16 protein-coding genes are annotated in these 16,686 nt (G+C 70.0%); 6 read left to right on the forward strand and 10 right to left on the reverse strand.

Annotation, left to right across the window (positions count from 1 at the left end; all coding sequences use genetic code 11):
- The first annotated feature begins 138 nt into the window (after nt 1-138).
- Entirely contained in the window at nt 139-897 is a 759-nt protein-coding gene (locus FCK90_RS10110; RefSeq protein WP_158034189.1) for a GAP family protein, read from the forward strand.
- Here FCK90_RS10110 and FCK90_RS10115 read toward each other — a convergent pair.
- Complete coding sequence (locus tag FCK90_RS10115; protein WP_158034190.1) at nt 894-1,535, reverse strand: Maf family protein; 642 nt, start codon at nt 1,533-1,535, stop codon at nt 894-896. The genes FCK90_RS10110 and FCK90_RS10115 overlap by 4 nt on opposite strands.
- 66 nt (nt 1,536-1,601) lie before the next feature.
- Nucleotides 1,602-2,036 (reverse strand): ChaB family protein, encoded by a 435-nt coding sequence (locus FCK90_RS10120; RefSeq protein ID WP_158034191.1) that lies wholly within the window; start codon nt 2,034-2,036, stop codon nt 1,602-1,604.
- Nucleotides 2,037-2,189: 153 nt separating this feature from the next.
- Between FCK90_RS10120 and lplAB the strand changes: the two genes are divergently transcribed.
- Nucleotides 2,190-3,260, forward strand: a complete 1,071-nt coding sequence (gene lplAB, locus FCK90_RS10125; RefSeq protein WP_158034192.1) for a lipoate-protein ligase LplAB — start codon at nt 2,190-2,192, stop codon at nt 3,258-3,260.
- Between the two features lie 24 nt (nt 3,261-3,284).
- Here the strand turns inward: lplAB and adhP are convergent, their stop codons facing one another.
- The 8 genes from adhP to FCK90_RS10165 form a co-directional block, all read right to left on the reverse strand.
- The gene (gene adhP, locus FCK90_RS10130; protein WP_158034193.1) at nt 3,285-4,310 is read right to left on the reverse strand and encodes an alcohol dehydrogenase AdhP; all 1,026 of its coding nucleotides are present in this window, start codon (nt 4,308-4,310) and stop codon (nt 3,285-3,287) included.
- A gap of 107 nt (nt 4,311-4,417) precedes the next feature.
- Entirely contained in the window at nt 4,418-4,843 is a 426-nt protein-coding gene (locus FCK90_RS10135; RefSeq protein ID WP_158034194.1) for a DUF779 domain-containing protein, read from the reverse strand.
- Nucleotides 4,843-6,366: an acetaldehyde dehydrogenase ExaC gene (gene exaC, locus FCK90_RS10140; protein WP_158034195.1), complete on the reverse strand. Its 1,524-nt coding sequence runs from the start codon at nt 6,364-6,366 to the stop codon at nt 4,843-4,845. The genes FCK90_RS10135 and exaC overlap by 1 nt, the downstream gene beginning before the upstream one ends.
- A 182-nt stretch (nt 6,367-6,548) precedes the next feature.
- Nucleotides 6,549-8,360, reverse strand: coding sequence for a DUF885 domain-containing protein (locus tag FCK90_RS10145; protein ID WP_158034196.1), 1,812 nt, complete (start codon nt 8,358-8,360; stop codon nt 6,549-6,551).
- A 123-nt stretch (nt 8,361-8,483) separates the two neighbouring features.
- A complete protein-coding gene (locus FCK90_RS10150) occupies nt 8,484-9,956 on the reverse strand; it encodes a dicarboxylate/amino acid:cation symporter (protein WP_158034197.1) in 1,473 nt (490 codons plus the stop codon).
- 159 nt (nt 9,957-10,115) lie between these two features.
- Entirely contained in the window at nt 10,116-10,388 is a 273-nt protein-coding gene (locus FCK90_RS10155; protein ID WP_246180147.1) for an acyl-CoA carboxylase epsilon subunit, read from the reverse strand.
- Nucleotides 10,385-11,968, reverse strand: a complete 1,584-nt coding sequence (locus FCK90_RS10160) for an acyl-CoA carboxylase subunit beta (protein WP_158034198.1) — start codon at nt 11,966-11,968, stop codon at nt 10,385-10,387. Before FCK90_RS10160 ends, FCK90_RS10155 begins: the two co-directional genes overlap by 4 nt.
- A gap of 133 nt (nt 11,969-12,101) precedes the next feature.
- Nucleotides 12,102-12,413, reverse strand: a complete 312-nt coding sequence (locus FCK90_RS10165) for a YciI family protein (protein WP_246180150.1) — start codon at nt 12,411-12,413, stop codon at nt 12,102-12,104.
- A 260-nt stretch (nt 12,414-12,673) separates the two neighbouring features.
- Here FCK90_RS10165 and FCK90_RS10170 point away from each other — a divergent pair, with 260 nt between their 5' ends.
- From FCK90_RS10170 to FCK90_RS10185, 4 genes are all read left to right on the forward strand, one after another.
- The gene (locus tag FCK90_RS10170) at nt 12,674-13,567 is read left to right on the forward strand and encodes a biotin--[acetyl-CoA-carboxylase] ligase (protein ID WP_181954278.1); all 894 of its coding nucleotides are present in this window, start codon (nt 12,674-12,676) and stop codon (nt 13,565-13,567) included.
- Nucleotides 13,564-14,211, forward strand: coding sequence for a PH domain-containing protein (locus tag FCK90_RS10175; protein WP_158034200.1), 648 nt, complete (start codon nt 13,564-13,566; stop codon nt 14,209-14,211). Before FCK90_RS10170 ends, FCK90_RS10175 begins: the two co-directional genes overlap by 4 nt.
- Before the next feature lie 80 nt (nt 14,212-14,291).
- A complete protein-coding gene (locus FCK90_RS10180; RefSeq protein ID WP_158034201.1) occupies nt 14,292-15,536 on the forward strand; it encodes an adenylate/guanylate cyclase domain-containing protein in 1,245 nt (414 codons plus the stop codon).
- The gene (locus tag FCK90_RS10185; RefSeq protein WP_158034202.1) at nt 15,533-16,630 is read left to right on the forward strand and encodes a PP2C family protein-serine/threonine phosphatase; all 1,098 of its coding nucleotides are present in this window, start codon (nt 15,533-15,535) and stop codon (nt 16,628-16,630) included. The genes FCK90_RS10180 and FCK90_RS10185 overlap by 4 nt, the downstream gene beginning before the upstream one ends.
- Nucleotides 16,631-16,686 lie beyond the last annotated feature (56 nt).

Below are 16,686 nucleotides of genomic sequence, written 5' to 3' on the forward strand. Positions count from 1 at the left end.
GCTCCAGGATCTCCGCCGAAAGGAGGAGAACCGGCCTGGCGGAGGGGGAGATCCACGGGAGCGGCCGTGCCCGGAGATCATCCCCGGACGGTACCAACCGCCGATGTCCTGAACCGCGTCCGGAAGCAGGCTGGGAGCATGGAACTGCTGCATTCCCTGGCCGAGGGCCTGAGCTCACAGGACGCCATCACTCTCGTGCTGCTGGCGCTGATCGACTCCACGAGCATGGGCACGCTGGTGCTGCCATTGGTCCTGCTCCTGTTCACCTCCTCGGGCGGCCGCGCCGGAGCCCGGTCGGTGGCCGTCCGCGTGGCGGGCTACCTGGTGGCGATCGGGTTCTTCTACTGGCTCCTGGGCCTGGTGCTGCTGAGCGGCGTCGATCTGGCCCTGCAACCGCTCGGCGCCTTCTTCGGCAGCCGCCCCGGAGCGGTGCTGCTGCTGGCGGCCGGGATCGGCCTCACGGTGCTCAGCTGGTGGATGGATCCGAAGGAGGTCCGCAAGCGCGGTGGCGACCCCGACGCCGCCACCGAACGATGGATCACGAGGGCCGAGCGAGCCGTCAGGTCGTGGCGGGGTCTCGTGGCGCTCGCCGTCGCCGCGGGCGTGGCCGAGGTCGCCACCATGCTGCCCTACCTGGCGGCCATCGGAGGCCTGGCGCAGTCCGGTCTTCCGTACCGGGCCTCCGGGCTGGCCCTCGCGGTCTACTGCGTCGTCATGATCCTGCCGGCACTGCTGTTGGCCGTGGCCCGTTTCGCCCTGGGCGGCGGCATCGACCGCCCCGTGGCCAGGATCCGCGACTGGGCGGTGTGCACCACGCCCACCACCCTGGCGTGGGTGATCGGCATCGTGGGCGTCGTGATCATCGTCCGGGTGGCGCCCACGGTGCTGGGCGGCTAGCCGCGGTCCTCCCAGAGCCGGGCGATCCCCAAGCCGGCTTCGGCCGCGAGCCGGCGCAGCCCGTTGACGGAGAGCCCGATCACCGCGTGCAGGTCGCCGTCCACCCTCTCGATGAAGGCGGCCCCGTAGCCGTCCAGGGTGAAGGAGCCTGCGACCCACAGGGGTTCGCCGGTGGCCACGTAGGCGGCGACGTCGGCATCCGACATCGCCGTGAAGGTGACGTCCGCGCCCGCCTCGAGCCCGCCCGCGAAACCCGTGCCGCCCATCGCGGGGTCCCGGGTGTCGATCAGCCAGTGGCCGGTATGCAGGTGACCGGTGCTGCCCCGCATGGCGCTGATGCGCTCGGTGGCGCGTTCCGGTGTCAGGGGCTTGCCGTGGACCTCGCCGTCGAAGGCGAAGACGGAATCGCATCCGATGACCAGGCGCCCTTGCGCCTCCGGCCGGGCGGCGATGCTCTCGCATTTCGCCCGGGCCAGCAGCAGCGCGATCTCACCGGGCTCCTGCGCACCGGAGGCGGCGACGGCGGCGTCCTCGTCCACGTCCGAGGCCATCTGGGTGAACGCGATCCCCGAATCGCGCAGCAGCTTGGCCCGCGCGGGGGACTGGGAGGCGAGCAGAACGAGGGGACTCTCCGGCATGGGTCCCAGCGTAGGGCAGGGGTACGGGGGTCGCGGGACTCCGGCTCGCGGGCCCGGCGCCGGTGCTCAGTCCTCGCGCGCCCGGGCGGACTCGCGGTCGTTGGCCTTCCGGATGGCGGTCACCAGCTCGTCCTTGCTCATCTCCGAGCGTCCTTCGATCTCCAGGCGCTGGGCGATCTCGTAGAGATGTTCCTTCGAGGCGTTGGCGTCGACGCCGCCGGCCGTCTCGCCCGAGCGCGTGTCCTCGCCTTCGGAGCGTTCGTCCGAGGGGCCCGGCTCGTCCTTGGGCTCCCAGTGGTCGCCCACCTTTTCGTGAGTCCTTTTGACGGCGGCCCACGCGGTCTGATGGGCACGCGCCTCGTCGTCGTACTGCTCCTCCGCGGAGGACAGGGCCTCGGCGTAGGTGCGCTGGGCCTTGGCATCCGAGCGCTGCAGGGTCGACGGAAGATCTTCCGGCTCCGGTGCGTTGCGGTCTTCGGACTGAGAGTTCTCGGGGCTCATGACAACCTCCTGAATAGGCTCCACCGCGATCGTAAGACTCCTGTGGACCCGACGGAAGGCAGCCGTGGCCCCTCGACCGAAGTTCTAGACGACGACGCCCCGGCCGGGCGGTGAGACGGCCGGAGGCGGAGGAACGAGCCATGAGGAGGCTTCATGCACGGTGAGTACAAGGTCCGCGGCGGCAAGCTGGTGGTGGTCGACCTCGAGGTCAGCGGCTCCGCGGAGCTGGCGACCTTCAAGGACGTGGTGGTCTCCGGGGACTTCTTCCTGGAGCCGGACGACGCCTTCGAGGATCTCAACGCGGCGCTGGAGGGGCTGCCCGCCACCATGAGCGCCGAGGGCATCGCCCGGGCCGTCGAGGCCAGGTTCGAGGCGCGGGCGGACGAGGTCAGGATGATCGGCTTCGACGCCGACGCCGTGGGCATCGCCGTGCGACGCGCCGTGGGCACGGCCAAGAGCTGGAGCGACCTCGACGTCGAGGTGATCCCCATGAAGACCCTGGACCCCGCCCTGCACGTAGCGCTGGACGAGGTCCTGGCGCACGAGATGGCGGCCGGGCGGCGCGGTCCCACGCTGCGCTTCTGGGACTGGGACGACGCCCTGGTGGTGATCGGCTCCTACCAGTCGGTGCGCAACGAGGTCGACCTCGAAGCCGCCCGGGAGCAAGGCGTCGGGGTGACACGGCGCATCACGGGCGGCGGGGCGATGTTCATGGAACCGGGCAACTGCGTGACCTACTCGCTCATGGTTCCCGCGGGCCTGGTCGAAGGGCTCAGCCCGGAGCGGGCCTACGCCTTCCTGGACGAATGGGTCCTGGGCGCCCTGGAACGGATCGGGGTCAGGGCCCGCTACGTCCCGCTCAACGACATCACGACCGATCAGGGCAAGATCGGCGGAGCCGCGCAACGACGGTTCGCGGACGGGACCCTGCTGCATCACGTGACCATGAGCTACGACATCGACGCCGACAAGATGCTCCAGGTGCTGCGCATCGGCCGCGAGAAACTCTCCGACAAGGGCATCAAGAGCGCCAAGAAACGCGTGGATCCCATGCGCAGCCAGACGGGTATGGCCCGCGAGGCGATCATCGAGTCCTTCCGCGAGTACTTCCTGTCCACCTACCGCTCGCACGAAGGGGACTACCGGCCCGGGGAGCTCGAAGCAGCCCAGGAGGCCGTGCGCTCCAAGTTCGCCACGGAGCGGTGGACCCACCGCGTCCCCTGAGGATGGTCCGCGCCGGGGACCCGGTCAGTACTCGATGACCACGCGCCCCTCGATCTTGCCGTGGACCATCTCGTCGAACACGGCGTTGATGTCCTCCAGCGGCTGCTTCGAGAACGTCGGGTGGATCAGCCCCCGGGCGTAGAAGTCGAGTGCCTCCTCCATGTCCCGCCGGGTGCCCACGATCGAGCCGCGGATCGTCAGGCGCTTGAGCACGACGTCGAAGATCGGCGCGGGGAACTCGCCCGGAGGCAGTCCGTTGAACACGATGGTGCCGCCGCGGCGGGCCATGCCGATCGCCTGTCCGAAGGCGTCCGGGTGCACGGCCGTGACCAGCACCCCGTGCGCCCCGCCGGTGGCCTCCTGGACGGCCCCGGCGGGATCGGCGGCGAAGGCGTTGACCACGACTTCCGCGCCGTGGCGCTTGGCGAGCTCGAGCTTGTCGTCGGCGACGTCCACCGCTGCCACGCGCATGCCCATCGCCACCGCGTACTGCACGGCGACGTGTCCCAGGCCGCCCACGCCGGAGATCACCACCCACTGGCCCGGCCGCACCTCGGTCTCCTTGAGGCCCTTGTAGACCGTGACCCCCGCGCACAGCACCGGGGCGATCTCGTAGGGGTCGGAGCCCTCGGGGATCAGGGCGCAGTAGCGGGCGTCCACGAGCATGTACTGCCCGAAGGAGCCGTCCACGGAGTAGCCGCCGTTGGACTGGCGCTCGCACAGGGTCTCCCAGCCGGTCTCGCAGTACTCGCACTCGCCGCATGCGCTCCACAACCAGGCGTTGCCGACCAGGTCGCCCGTCTTCACCCGCGTCACGCCGTCGCCGACGGCGACCACCTCGCCCACGCCCTCGTGGCCGGGGATGAACGGCGGAGTGGGCTTCACGGGCCAGTCGCCGTGGGCCGCATGCAGGTCCGTGTGGCACATGCCCGAGGCGATGAGCCGGACCAGAGCCTGCCCCGGGGCCGGCTGCGGCACGCTGACCCGGGCGACCTCGAGGTCCTCGCCGAAGGCGGTGACGACGGCGGCGCTCATGGTCTGTTCTGACATCGCGATCACACTCTTCCGATATCCCGGCCGGTGCGTGCCGGCGGAACTCCTAGACGGATGGCAGGTATCTGCCACTTCCATCCAATGCGATGCGACCTGGAAGCGCCTCAGATTGCACAGAGTTCGCTGCGCACCAGGAACCTGCGTCCGGTCGGGGCCTCCAGGGAGAAGCCCGAGCCCCTTCCCGCGACGGCGTCGATGGTCAGCCTGGTGTGCTTCCAGACCTTGAACTGCTCCCGGGAGATCCACAGCTCCAGGGGGCCCAGGACCGCGCCGTCGTCGTCGGTCAGCTCGGCGGTGCCGAGCAGGACGTCGGCGGTACCGGTGCGGAATTCCCCCGCGGCGAAGCACATGGGGGCGGAGCCGTCGCAGCAGCCGCCGGACTGGTGGAACATGAGGGGGCCGTGCCGGTGCCACAGCTCCCGCAGGAGGTCGACGGCCGCTGCCGTGTAGCCGACCCGCACCACGTCGTCCTCGGGGCCGGCGGTGGCCTCGAGGACGACGTTCGCGGTGGCCTTGGGGGCCTCCGGCATCAGAACAACCCCAGCTCGCTGTTCGAGTAGGAGACCAGCAGGTTCTTGGTCTGCTGGTAGTGATCGAGCATCATCAGGTGGTTCTCGCGGCCGATCCCGGAGGACTTGTAGCCGCCGAACGCGGCGTGCGCGGGGTAGCTGTGGTAGTTGTTCACCCACACCCGGCCCGCCTGGATGGCCCGGCCGGCGCGGTAGGCGGTATTGCCGGTACGGGCCCACACGCCCGCGCCGAGACCGTAGAGGGTGTCGTTGGCGATCGAGATCGCCTCGTCGAAATCGCTGAAGGACGTCAGCGACAGCACCGGGCCGAAGATCTCCTCCTGGAAGATGCGCATCGAATTGGTGCCCTCGAAGATCGTGGGCTGCACGTAGTAGCCCTCGGCCAGATCGCCGTCGAGCTGCAGCCGCTCACCGCCGGTGAGCACCTTCGCGCCCTCCTGCTTGCCGATGTCCAGGTAGGACAGGATCTTCTCGAGCTGGTCCGTGGAGGCCTGGGCGCCCACCATCGTCGCGGTGTCCAACGGGTTGCCCTGGACCATCTTGCCGACCCGTTCCAGGCCGGCCGCCACGAACTCGTCGTACATGCCCTTCTGCACCAGGGCGCGCGACGGGCAGGTGCAGACCTCGCCCTGGTTCAGGCCGAACAGGGCGAAGCCCTCGAGGGCCTTGTCGTAGAAGTCGTCCTTCTGCGCGGCGACGTCGTCGAAGAAGATGTTCGGTGACTTGCCGCCCAGCTCGAGCGTGACGGGGATGATGTTCTCGGAGGCGTACTGCATGATCAGCCGCCCCGTGGTGGTCTCGCCGGTGAACGCGATCTTGCGGATCCGCGGGTTGGCGGCCAGCGGCTTGCCGGCCTCGGCGCCGAAGCCGTTGATCACGTTGACCACGCCGTCGGGGAGGAGGTCCTGGATCAGTTCGATCAGCACCAGGATCGACGCCGGGGTCTGCTCGGCCGGCTTGAGCACGACGCAGTTGCCCGCCGCCAGCGCGGGGGCGAGCTTCCAGACGCCCATGAGGATGGGGAAGTTCCAGGGGATGATCTGGCCCACCACGCCGAGGGGCTCGTGGAAGTGGTAGGCCACGGTGTCCTCGTCGAGCTGGGAGAGTCGGCCCTCCTGAGCGCGGATGGCGCCGGCGAAATAGCGGAAGTGGTCGATGGCCAGGGGGATGTCCGCCGCGAGGCACTCGCGGACCGGCTTGCCGTTGTCCCAGGTCTCGGCGACCGCCAGGGTCTCGAGGTTCTCCTCCATGCGGTCGGCGATCTTGTTCAACAGGATCGCGCGCTCCGTGACGGTCGAGGCATTCCACGTGGGCGCCGCCGCCCACGCCGCGTCCAGAGCCGCCTCGATGTCCTCGGCGGTCCCCCGGGCCACCTCGGTGAACGGCTTGCCGTTGACGGGGGAAACATCCTCGAAGTACTCGCCCTTGACCGGGGCGACCCACGCGCCGCCGATGAAGTGCTCGTACCGCGACTTGAAGCTGACGGGTGATTCAGCCTGACCGGGTTGTGCGTAGACCGTCATGTCGGACTCCTTCGTCTCATGGGCTCTCAGCTGCCGCTGCGTGCTCTCCCGATGAGCCACCGCGCTATCGGGGGCTCGCGGGTCCCGCGGATCTCCCGCTCTCCTCGACGGGACGTGATCCAGGACACCTTGATCTCACGCTACGGCACGCGAGGGTGATCGCCAATACCGCCGTCGGCGGATCAGGAGGCGGCCGACGGCGGCCCAGGCCGCCGCGTCGGATGCGTGGCAGGATCCCGCATCAGGTCCAGCGCGTAGTTGAGGGTGTCCAGCCCCAGCGAGCCCAAGGACAGGGCGTGGCGGTGGAACCCGGCCAGGGAGAAACCGAGCCCGGCGGCCTCCGCCCAGGAGTCGCGCGCGTTCTCCCAGACGCGCTGGCCCAGCTGATAGGAAGGGGCCTGTCCCGGCCAGCCCATGTACCGCATCCACTCGAAGCGCAGGGACGCCTCGCCCATCACGATGTTCTCCTTGAGGAAGGCCCAGCCGGCTTCGGGGGTCCAGCGGTGCGCGCCCTGGGCGGCGCCCAGGAGAGGCCCGATCTCCCGGGGCACGCGCAGTCCGCAGTGGAACCCGATGTCGAAGACCACTCGTGCCGCCCGCATGCGCTGGGCGTTGAGCATGCCCATCCGATCTCCGGGGTCGTCGAGGAAACCCCATTGCGCCATGAGGCGCTCGGCGTACAGGGCCCAGCCCTCGCCGTGGCCGGAGACCCACAGGGCGATCCGGCGCCAGGCGTTCAGGGAACCGGCGGCCGCGACCGAGGTCGCGAACTGCAGGTGATGCCCCGGTACGCCCTCGTGGTAGACGGTGGTGCGCTCGCGCCAGGTGTGGAAGACATCGGTACCCTCCGGGACGGACCACCACATCCGTCCCGGGCGTTCGAAGTCCTCCGACGGGGGCGTGTAGTAGATCCCGCCGTCGGTGGTGGGAGCGATCCGGCATTCGAGGTTGCGCATCGGATCCGTGATCTCGAAATGCGTACCGGCCAGTTGGCCGATGGCGTGCCGGCTGACCCCTTGCATCCAGGCCACCAGCTCGTGCCTCCCGTGCAGCTGCCGGTAGGGATCGGCGTCCAGGGCGGCCATGGCCGCGGCGATCCGGTCCCGGCCCGCATGCTCCGGCAGGATCTCGCGCGCGGTCTGCTCCATCTCGTCCACGACCTCCCGCAGCTGGTCGATGCCCCACTCGAAGCTCTCGACCGGATCGAGACCGGCCCCCGTGTACTCGCGCAGGCGCAGCCGGTACTCGTCCATGCCGACGGCCATGTCCTCGGGCGCGGTCCTTGCGATCTCGCGGAGCTCTCCGGCCAGCTCCGTGTAGGCCTTCCGGGCCTCGCGCACGCCGCTGCGCAGGAGCTCCTGCATCGTCGCGGGGAGCTGGGCCACGGTCGGGCGGTGGGTCAGCCCCATGAAGGAGCCGTGCTCGGCGGCGTAGCTCTCCGCCTGTCCGGCGGCATGGATCAGCTGGGGGGCCGCGGTGACCGGTCCGTCCGCCTGGCGCGCGCGGATGCCCCGGATCAGCCCGTCGACGGTCGCGGGCAGTTCGGCCAGCTGCCGAACGATCACCTCCCAGTCGTCCTCGGTGTTCTTGGGGAGGTTGTCGAAGGCCTCCCGGATCTTCTGGACGGGGGAGGAGATGCCGTTGATCCGGGTTCCGCTCAGCCCCTGCTCGTGCAGTTCGGCGGCCACGCCGATCCGCTCGCGCAGGGCGTGCTCGGTGACGCGGTCGACGTCGTCGGCGGGCGGGACGCCGTCGAGCTCCCGGAGGGTCTGCATCAGTGCCTGGTGCCGGGCTCCGGCGCCGTCGGGCCCGTAGTCGGCGTAGCCCCAGCCGTGGGTCGGGGCGTTCAGCTCGATGGCCCAGGACGGGTCCAGCGCCAGGAGGCGATCCAGGTGCCGGTCGGCGATCCCGTCGATCCGGGAGGGCTCACGGGGGCCATGAGGCGCGGCGACGACGGGGTTCGGGGGAGTGGGGGCTCCTGTGGATCGGTTCATGCCTGCCGATCCTATGCCCGCCCATCCCCGGCCCCGGTCTCCGCTCGCGGGACGCAAGACTGCCCCGGAGCCGCGTCGAGGCGGCTCCGGGGCAGAGGCGGTGCGCCGGTGAGGAGGCCCGGATCAGTGAGCCGGGACCGGCTCCCGGTGCTCGTCCTTGAACGGCTCGCCCGTCCGGCGGGCGCTGTAGAGATCGTCGTCGAGGATCCCCTCGCGCCGCGACACGATCGCGGCCACCACGGTCTGGCCCGCCACGTTCACGGCGGTGCGGCCCATGTCGATGATCGGGTCGATCGCCAGCAGCAGGCCCACGCCGGCCAGGGGCAGGCCGAGGGTCGAGAGCGTCAGGGTCAGCATCACGGTGGCGCCGGTGGTTCCGGCCGTCGCGGCCGAGCCCAGGACCGAGACCAGGGCGATCAGCAGGAAGTGGATCGGCTCGAGCTGCACCCCGTAGAACTGCGCCACGAAGATCGCCGCGAGCGCCGGGTAGACCGCGGCGCAGCCGTCCATCTTGGTGGTGGCGCCCAGCGGGATGGCGAAGGACGCGTAACCGGAGGGGACGCCCAGGTTGCGCTCGGTCACCCTCTGCGTCAGGGGCATGGTGCCGATCGAGGAGCGCGAGACGAAGCCGAGCTGGATGGCGGGCCACACCCCGGTGAACCACTGCTTGGGGCTCAGGTGGTTGAGGCGCAGCAGGACCGGGTAGACCACGAACAGGACGATGGCCAGGCCGACGTACAGAGTCGCCACGAACACCCCGAGCGAGCCCATCGAGGTCCAGCCGTATTCGAAGACGGCTCGCCCGATCAGGCCCAGCGTTCCGATCGGCGCGAGGCGGATGATCCACCACAGCACCTTCTGCACCACGGCCAGGGCCGAGCGGACGACGTCCAGGAACGGCTCGGCCGGCTTGCCGACCTTGAGGGCCGCGATGCCGATCACGATCGAGAGCACCAGGATCTGGAGCACGTTGAAGTTCGCCGCGGCGTCGACGGCGCCGGACTCGGTGGCCTCGGCGGAGATCTCCAGGCCCAGGAAGTTGACGGGGACGATGCCCTGCAGGAAGCCGAGCCAGGAGCCCTCGGTGCCGGTGTAGGGCTCCGTCGGCGCCGTGGCGGACTGGTTGGACCCGGGCTGCACGATGATGCCCAGGATCATGCCCACGGACACGGCGATCAGGGCGGTGATCCCGAACCACAGGATGGTCTTGCCCGCCAGGCGCGCGGCGTTGGTGACCTGGCTCAGGTTGGCGATGGAGGCGATGACGGCAGTCACGATCAGCGGCACCACGGCCGCGCGCAGCAGCGTCACGTAGGTGGAGCCGATGAGATCCAGCACGGTCATCAAGGGGTTGGGGGAGGTCTCGGGGTCGCCGCCCCAGGCCGAGGCGAGCAGGCCCAGCCCGACGCCGAGGACCAGCGCCACCAGGACCTGGACGCTGAAGTTGGTCATCCACGACGGGAGGCGGTGGCTCCGGCGGGTGCCGGACTCCCCGCTGGGCGGGCTGCCGGCGCTCGTGACGGCGCCGGTGTCCCCTGCGGGCGAGGAAGAGGTGCGATGGGCGGAGTCGTGGTCCGCGTTGGAGGACGAAGTCATGACCAGCACGTTATGACTGCGGCCGCAAATTCTCGACCATTTTTTACGTCGTATTGCGCGATTCGGGCGGTGAGTATCGACACGTGCCGTTCCGGGAATAGCCGGCGGCGCCCGTGCCGCGCCTCCGGGCTTCCCAGGCCGCTGCGGAACGAACGCTGCTCAGCGGAATGGGAGGGTGCGGCGCCACGCGCCCAGGCCGGGGCGCAGGCGCAGCCCCAGGCGTGCACGGCGGTTCTGGGCCCTGCGCACGCCGGTCGTGTTCGCCTCCTCGGTCTCGGTGGCGGCAGCGACGACGACGGCGGTCACGGCCGCGACCTCTTCCGGCGTGGGGTTGCCCCCGGTGAAGCTCACGATGGACTCCTGCTCGCGCAGGTCCTCGCGGAGCTCCTCGTGCTCCGTCCTGCGCTCGCCTGTCTCCGATGCGGCGCTCACAGCGGGATGTTCCCGTGCTTCTTGGCCGGGGTGGACGCACGCTTCTCGCGCAGCCCGCGGAGGGCCCGGATGATGTTCTCGCGGGTCTCGGAGGGCGCGATCACGGCGTCGACGTAGCCCAGCTGGGTGGCCTGGTAGGGGTTCAGCAGCTCCTGCTCGTACTGCTCGACCAACTCGGCCCGCCTGGTCTCGACGTCGCCGCCGGATTCGGCCACGGCCTTCAGCTCCCGGCGGTAGAGGATCTCCACCGCGCCCTGGGCTCCCATCACGCCGATCTGGGCCGTGGGCCAGACGAGGTTGATATCGGCGCCGAGCTTCTTGGAGCCCATGACGATGTAGGCGCCGCCGTAGGCCTTGCGGGTGATCAGCGTGATCAGGGGCACGGTGGCCTCGGCATAGGCGTACAGCAGCTTGGCGCCGCGCCGGATGATCCCGTTGAACTCCTGATCCGTGCCGGGCAGGAACCCCGGGACGTCCACCAGCGTCAGGATGGGCACGTTGAAGGCGTCGCAGTGGCGGACGAAGCGCGCGGCCTTCTCGGACGCGGCGATGTCCAGCGTGCCCGCGAACTGCATGGGCTGGTTGGCCACGATCCCCACGGTGTGGCCCTCCACCCGGGCGTAGCCGATCATCACGTTCGGGGCGTAGAGGGCCTGCATCTCCAGGAAGTGGCCGTCGTCCACCACGGCCTCGATCACGGCGCGCATGTCGTACGGCTGGTTGGCGGAGTCGGGGATCAGGGTGTTCAGTTCCAGATCCAGGTCCGTGAGCTCGAACTCCTGGTCGTGATCCAGCAGCGGCGGCTCGGTGAGGTTGTTGGAGGGCAGGAATTCCAGCAGTTCTCGCAGGAAGTCGATGGCGTCGGCCTCGTCCGAGGCGAGGTAGGTGGCCGTGCCCGTGGTCTCGTTGTGCTGACGGGCGCCGCCCAGGGTCTCCATGTCCACGTCCTCGCCCGTGACCGTCTTGATCACGTCGGGGCCGGTGATGAACATGTGGGAGGACTGGTCGACCATGATGATGTAGTCGGTCAGGGCCGGGGAGTAGGCGGCTCCGCCGGCGCAGGGGCCCATGATGAGCGAGATCTGCGGGACGACGCCGGACGAGCGCACGTTCATGTTGAAGATGTCCGCGAACAGCGCGAGCGACGCCACGCCCTCCTGGATGCGCGCTCCGCCGCCGTCGTTGATCCCGATGACGGGGCAGCCGTTCTTCAGCGCGAACTTCTGCACCTTGACGATCTTCTCGCCGTTGGCCTCCGACAGCGACCCGCCCAGGACGGTGAAGTCCTGGGAGTAGATCGCCACCAGGCGGCCGTCGATGGTGCCGTAGCCGGCCACCACGCCGTCGCCGGGGAACTTCTTCTTGTCCATGCCGAAGGCGCTGGTGCGATGGGTGCGCAGCGCGTCCAGCTCGACGAAGGAGTCCTCGTCCAGCAGCATCTCCACGCGTTCCCGGGCGGTGTTCTTGCCCCTCGCGTGCTGACGCTCGACCGAGGCCTCGCCCGCGGGGGCGAGAGCGTGCTCACGCCGGTCGCGGAAGTCGGCGATCTTCCCGGCGGTTGTGGACAAGTCGTGGCTCATGGCACCTCGCAGTTGGCCGGGATCCTTGTCGGGCGTCTTCCCTGGCAAGGATCCTGGGGGATTGACCCAGCCAGTTTAGGGTCGCTCCCCGTACTGGACTTTGTGCGACACCTACAAGAACGGCGTCACCGGCTCAGCGCACGGAGCCGATGGTCACCTTCCACGGCCGGGCGGAGCGCTCCGTGATGACCTGTTCGATCAGGAGCGGGTCGGGGAGGAGCAGTTCGAGCGCCGCGTCCGCGGACTCGGCGTTGATCAGCAGCAGGGCTCCGGGGTCGGCGTCGTCGTCATAGGGGCCCGCCGCCACCAGGTCCCCGGCGGCCTCCAGCTCGTTCAGGAACCGGCGGTGCGCGGGACGGTGCTCGGTCAGCGCTTCGGCGGACCCGCCGTAGACGTAGGTGACGGCAAAGAGAGCCATGGGGAGCCTTTCGGTCGTGGTGGTCACGCGCAGCATCCATCCAGCCGGATGCCAGGGCGCTGTGGGCATGCTATGCGCGGACGATGCAATTCCGTGCGCCCGGATACATCCGGGCAGGCGGGCTACTACTGTGGTCTGAGGCAAGTATTGATGTGACGACGATAACCCGCGCCGGGCGACGGCGCGGTCAGTCCAGTGGATCTTCCCCGCAGTGCTGTGCGCGGTGCCCTCGCGGCCCGGCGGCGACCCAGGCCGGCACGCACTGGCGGACCGAAAGAGGAAAGACGATGACCCCCCTCACCAAACCGGCGAACGACGGCGGCGGTGCGGCCCCCGCGCCGCTGGCCGGTCGGCCCCGGCTGCTCGAGCGCCTGGAGTCGGTCCTGGGAGCACCCGTCGAGATCCTCCCGGAGGTCGGCTCCACCAACGAGGAGCTCTCCGCACGCGCCAGGGAGGCGGCCGACCGGCGCGACCCGCTGCCCGATCTGACGCTGCTGGCCACCGACTTCCAGAGCGCGGGCAGGGGGCGGCTGGACCGGAACTGGCTGGTGGCTCCCGGCGAGGCGCTGACCTTCTCGCTGCTGCTGCACCCGGGCGCCGCGGACGGCACGGCGCTGCCGGCGCGGGCGTACGGGTGGCTGACCATGCTGATGGCCGGCGCGGTCGTGCAGGCGCTGCACGACGACGGCGTGCCCGCCCGGATCAAGTGGCCCAACGACGTCCTGGTCGACGGGCGCAAGCTCGTCGGCATCCTGGCCTCGCTGGTGACCCTCGACGGCCTGCCGCCGGCCGTGGTGATCGGTGCCGGGATCAACGTGACGACCTCGCAGCTCCCGGTGGAGACGGCCACCTCGGTGAGCCGGGAGGGCGGCAGCACGGACCGCGGCGGCCTCCTGGAGAGCGTGCTGGAGAAGTTCGTGCCGCTCTACCGGCGGTTCTGCCAGGACCCGGGGCGGCTGACCCGCCCGGACGGCTCCCTGCGCCGTGCCGTGGAGCAGGACGTGATCACGCTGGGGTCCTCCGTGCGCGCCGAGCTGCCGGGTGCCCAGGCCCCGCTGACGGGGACGGCCGTGGGCATGGACGAGGACGGCGCTCTGCTGATCCGGGACGACGAGGACGGCGTGCACGCGCTGATGGCCGGCGACGTGGTGCATCTCCGGCCGGCCCGGGAGGCGCGATGAAGAAGAAGCTGCGTCTCGAGCCGGGGGAGCAGGTGGTGGTCTCCACGGTCGCCCACCCCGCCAAGCTCATCAAACCCGCCGTGGTCCTGGTGGTCTCCGTGTTCCTGCACGGTCTGCTGCAGCGGATGCTCGATGTCCGCTGGCGTCCGATCGAGCAGCCGTGGACCTCGATCCACACCGTGCTGGGCGCCGCGTTGTCGATCCTGCTGATCCTGGTCGTCGTGCTGGCGGTGCTCCGTCCCGTCGTGCGGTGGGCGCGGACCCGGTTCGTCCTGACCAGCCGGCGCTTGATGCTGGTGGGCGGCGCCGCCCCGCGGGGCGGCGTCCGGATACCCCTGGCCTGGCTGCAGCGGGTCGATACCCAGATCGCCCGCGGGCCGGTGGGTTCGGCGGGCATCGGCACGCTGAGCGCGGACTTCGGACAGGCCGGGATCCTGCGGCTCTCCTACGCTCCGAGGGTGGTCGAGTTCGGCCGCCTGATCGAGACGAAGGCCCAGGCCAACCGGCCGCATCCCGGGCCGTTCTACGGGGGCCAGTCCGGGTACGGCCCGGTTCCCGGATACGGACAGGGCTCCGGGCCGGCCAGCGGACCCGGAGCGTCCTTCGGTCCCTCCCAGGGCAGCGCCGCCGGCGGTCGTTGGTGAGCGGCGGCAGCGCACGGGAGCTGCCGCTTCCATGGCGGGATGAAGACAGTGCAAGCAACCAGAGCATGGGGGAGGGCGAGATGACCGGTCAGCACCCGGCCTCCGGTGCGCCCGATTCGCCGTCGGAGCAGGAGAGCTCGCGGCCGGATCCCGGCGGCGAGGCGAAGAAGCCCGACATCCCGCTGGAGGGGGAGCCCGAGATCGGCCCGCAGACCGCTCAGATCAACCTGAACCTGCGCAACCCCGTCCAGGCCAACGTCTATGCCTCACCCGAGTCGCGGGCGGCCTTCCACGAGCTGGAGGAGCTCCTCCTGGGATCCGAGCGCACCATGACCAGGCGGGAGGCGGCCAAGAAGGGCGATCTCTCCCTCCTGAACGCCCGCAAGATCTGGCGTGCGATGGGCTTCCCGAACCTGTCCGACGAGGAGGTCTATTTCACGGACGGGGACGCCGAGGCCCTGCGGGAGATCGCCGGACTGGTTCTCGACGACGAGATCACCGAGGAGGGAACCCTGTCGCTGGTGCGCGCCATGGCGCAGATGACCGACCGCATGGTGGTCTGGCAGGTCGAGGCCATGGTCGAGGACCTCGTGATGAACGGCGATTACACCGACGCCGGGGCGCGGCGCGAACTCCTGCGTCTCCTTCCGCGGCTCATGCCCACCCTGGAGAAACTGCTGCTGTACTCGTGGCGGCGCCAGCTCAACGCGGCGGTGCAGCGCCTGGCCATGCGGCAGGAGCGGCCGGACGGGTCCACCGTCAGCGGGCTGCGGGACGTCTCCGACGAGGACGACTCCAAGAACCTGCCCCTGGCGCGCGGCATCGGGTTCGCGGACATGGTCTCCTACACCTCGCTGTCGCGGCAGATGAACGAGCGCACGCTGGCCGCGCTGGTGCAGCGGTTCGAGCAGCGGTGCGCGGAAGTCATCGCCGTGGGGCGCGGGCGCCTGATCAAGACCATCGGCGACGAGGTCATGTTCATGGCCGAGAGCCCCGAGGAGGGGGCGCTGATGGCGCTGGCCCTGGCCCGGATCATCCGGGAGGACTCCGAGCTGCCCGAGGCGCGTGTTGCGTTTGTGTGGGGCCGTGTGTTGCCACGATTGGGTGACTTGTACGGTCCAACTGTTAACTTGGCTTCTCGTCTGGTTGCGTTGACCCCGCCTGGCAGCGTCCTGGTGGATACCTCAACTGCATCCGTTCTGGCAGGGGACGACCGGTTCGTCCTCATACCCGAGCAAACACACAACGTACGTGGATTCGGAGATGTGCAACCGGTGGAGCTATCGCCAGGACCTGGTCGTCAACTTGAGGTGGACTACACGTGAGCGCTGAATTGGTGATTCGTGCGGGGGCCGCCACCGACCGCGGGCTGCGCCGTGAGACCAACGAGGACTCCCTCGTGGTCACCCGGACGATGTGCGCCGTGGCCGATGGCATGGGCGGGCACGAGGCGGGTGAGGTGGCATCGGCCCTGGCCGTTCGCACCCTGGGGGCCTCCGAGCTGTTCAGCTCGTTCGACCCCTGGAACGCCGACGTCCCCGAAGAGCCCGAGCCGGTGGAGGACGTGGCCCGGTACCGGGCCCGGGTCGAGCGGGAACTGAAGCTGGACCCGGAGATCCCGGACGCCACTCTGGTCCTGATCGGCAAGCTCCGTGCCGTGCTGTGCTCCGCCGACGAGGCCATCCAGCAGAACCTGGACGGCCGGGCCGGCACCACGGTCACGGGCGCCTGGCTGGTCGAGGTCGAGGGCACCCGGCTGTGGCTGGTCTTCAACGTCGGCGACTCCCGCACCTACCGCCTCGTGCGGCCCGAGGGCGAGGCGCCGGCTCCCGACCACGCGTCGGTCGCGCAGCACCCCACGGGGGAGTTCTCGGCCTACGTGAGCTCCGAGGATCACCCGGAACCCGTCCACGAGCAGCTGGCCGACCCGGATTCGCCCGGCTTCGAGGTCGCGACGACGATGCCCCTGCCCACGATGCCCGCGTCCAAGGACCGGCCGCAGCCGGAGGTCCAGCAGATCACGGTGGACCACTCCGAGGTGCAGTACCTGGTGTCGATCGGCCAGATCACCCCGGCGCAGGCCCTGGTGCATCCGCGCCGCAACGTCATCACCCGCGCGCTGGGAACGGGCCAGGTGTGGGAGCCCGACATCTGGGTGGTCCCCGCCCAGTCCGGCGACCGCCTCCTGCTGTGCTCGGACGGGCTCACCGGCGAGGTGGCCACGGCGCACATCGCCCGGGTGCTGCACTCGGTGCCGCACCCCAAAGAGGCCGCCGACGTCCTGGTCAACGCCGCGCTGCGCGCCGGGGGACGGGACAACGTGACGGTCATCGTCGCCGACGCCGTGGCCTCCCGCCCGCCCGACGAGGACACCACCACGTTCGTGCCCATCGAGATGCGACACGACCTGGGCAATTGACCCCTCCCGGGTCCCTTTGCCGGCCCTTTCGCTGATGTGCCACGCCGGCAGCCGGT

The sequence above is a fragment of the Kocuria coralli genome (assembly GCF_008831305.1).
In the GTDB taxonomy this organism is placed as follows: Bacteria; Actinomycetota; Actinomycetes; order Actinomycetales; family Micrococcaceae; genus Kocuria; species Kocuria coralli.

What these genes read in the sequence shown, in the direction of transcription:
- FCK90_RS10110 (WP_158034189.1), top strand. Translation starts at nt 139, where the DNA reads ATGGAACTGCTGCATTCCCTGGCCGAGGGCCTGAGCTCACAGGACGCC.
- FCK90_RS10115 (WP_158034190.1), bottom strand. Translation starts at nt 1,535, where the DNA reads ATGCCGGAGAGTCCCCTCGTTCTGCTCGCCTCCCAGTCCCCCGCGCGG.
- FCK90_RS10120 (WP_158034191.1), bottom strand. Translation starts at nt 2,036, where the DNA reads ATGAGCCCCGAGAACTCTCAGTCCGAAGACCGCAACGCACCGGAGCCG.
- lplAB (WP_158034192.1), top strand. Translation starts at nt 2,190, where the DNA reads ATGCACGGTGAGTACAAGGTCCGCGGCGGCAAGCTGGTGGTGGTCGAC.
- adhP (WP_158034193.1), bottom strand. Translation starts at nt 4,310, where the DNA reads ATGTCAGAACAGACCATGAGCGCCGCCGTCGTCACCGCCTTCGGCGAG.
- FCK90_RS10135 (WP_158034194.1), bottom strand. Translation starts at nt 4,843, where the DNA reads ATGCCGGAGGCCCCCAAGGCCACCGCGAACGTCGTCCTCGAGGCCACC.
- exaC (WP_158034195.1), bottom strand. Translation starts at nt 6,366, where the DNA reads ATGACGGTCTACGCACAACCCGGTCAGGCTGAATCACCCGTCAGCTTC.
- FCK90_RS10145 (WP_158034196.1), bottom strand. Translation starts at nt 8,360, where the DNA reads ATGAACCGATCCACAGGAGCCCCCACTCCCCCGAACCCCGTCGTCGCC.
- FCK90_RS10150 (WP_158034197.1), bottom strand. Translation starts at nt 9,956, where the DNA reads ATGACTTCGTCCTCCAACGCGGACCACGACTCCGCCCATCGCACCTCT.
- FCK90_RS10160 (WP_158034198.1), bottom strand. Translation starts at nt 11,968, where the DNA reads ATGAGCCACGACTTGTCCACAACCGCCGGGAAGATCGCCGACTTCCGC.
- FCK90_RS10170 (WP_181954278.1), top strand. Translation starts at nt 12,674, where the DNA reads ATGACCCCCCTCACCAAACCGGCGAACGACGGCGGCGGTGCGGCCCCC.
- FCK90_RS10175 (WP_158034200.1), top strand. Translation starts at nt 13,564, where the DNA reads ATGAAGAAGAAGCTGCGTCTCGAGCCGGGGGAGCAGGTGGTGGTCTCC.
- FCK90_RS10180 (WP_158034201.1), top strand. Translation starts at nt 14,292, where the DNA reads ATGACCGGTCAGCACCCGGCCTCCGGTGCGCCCGATTCGCCGTCGGAG.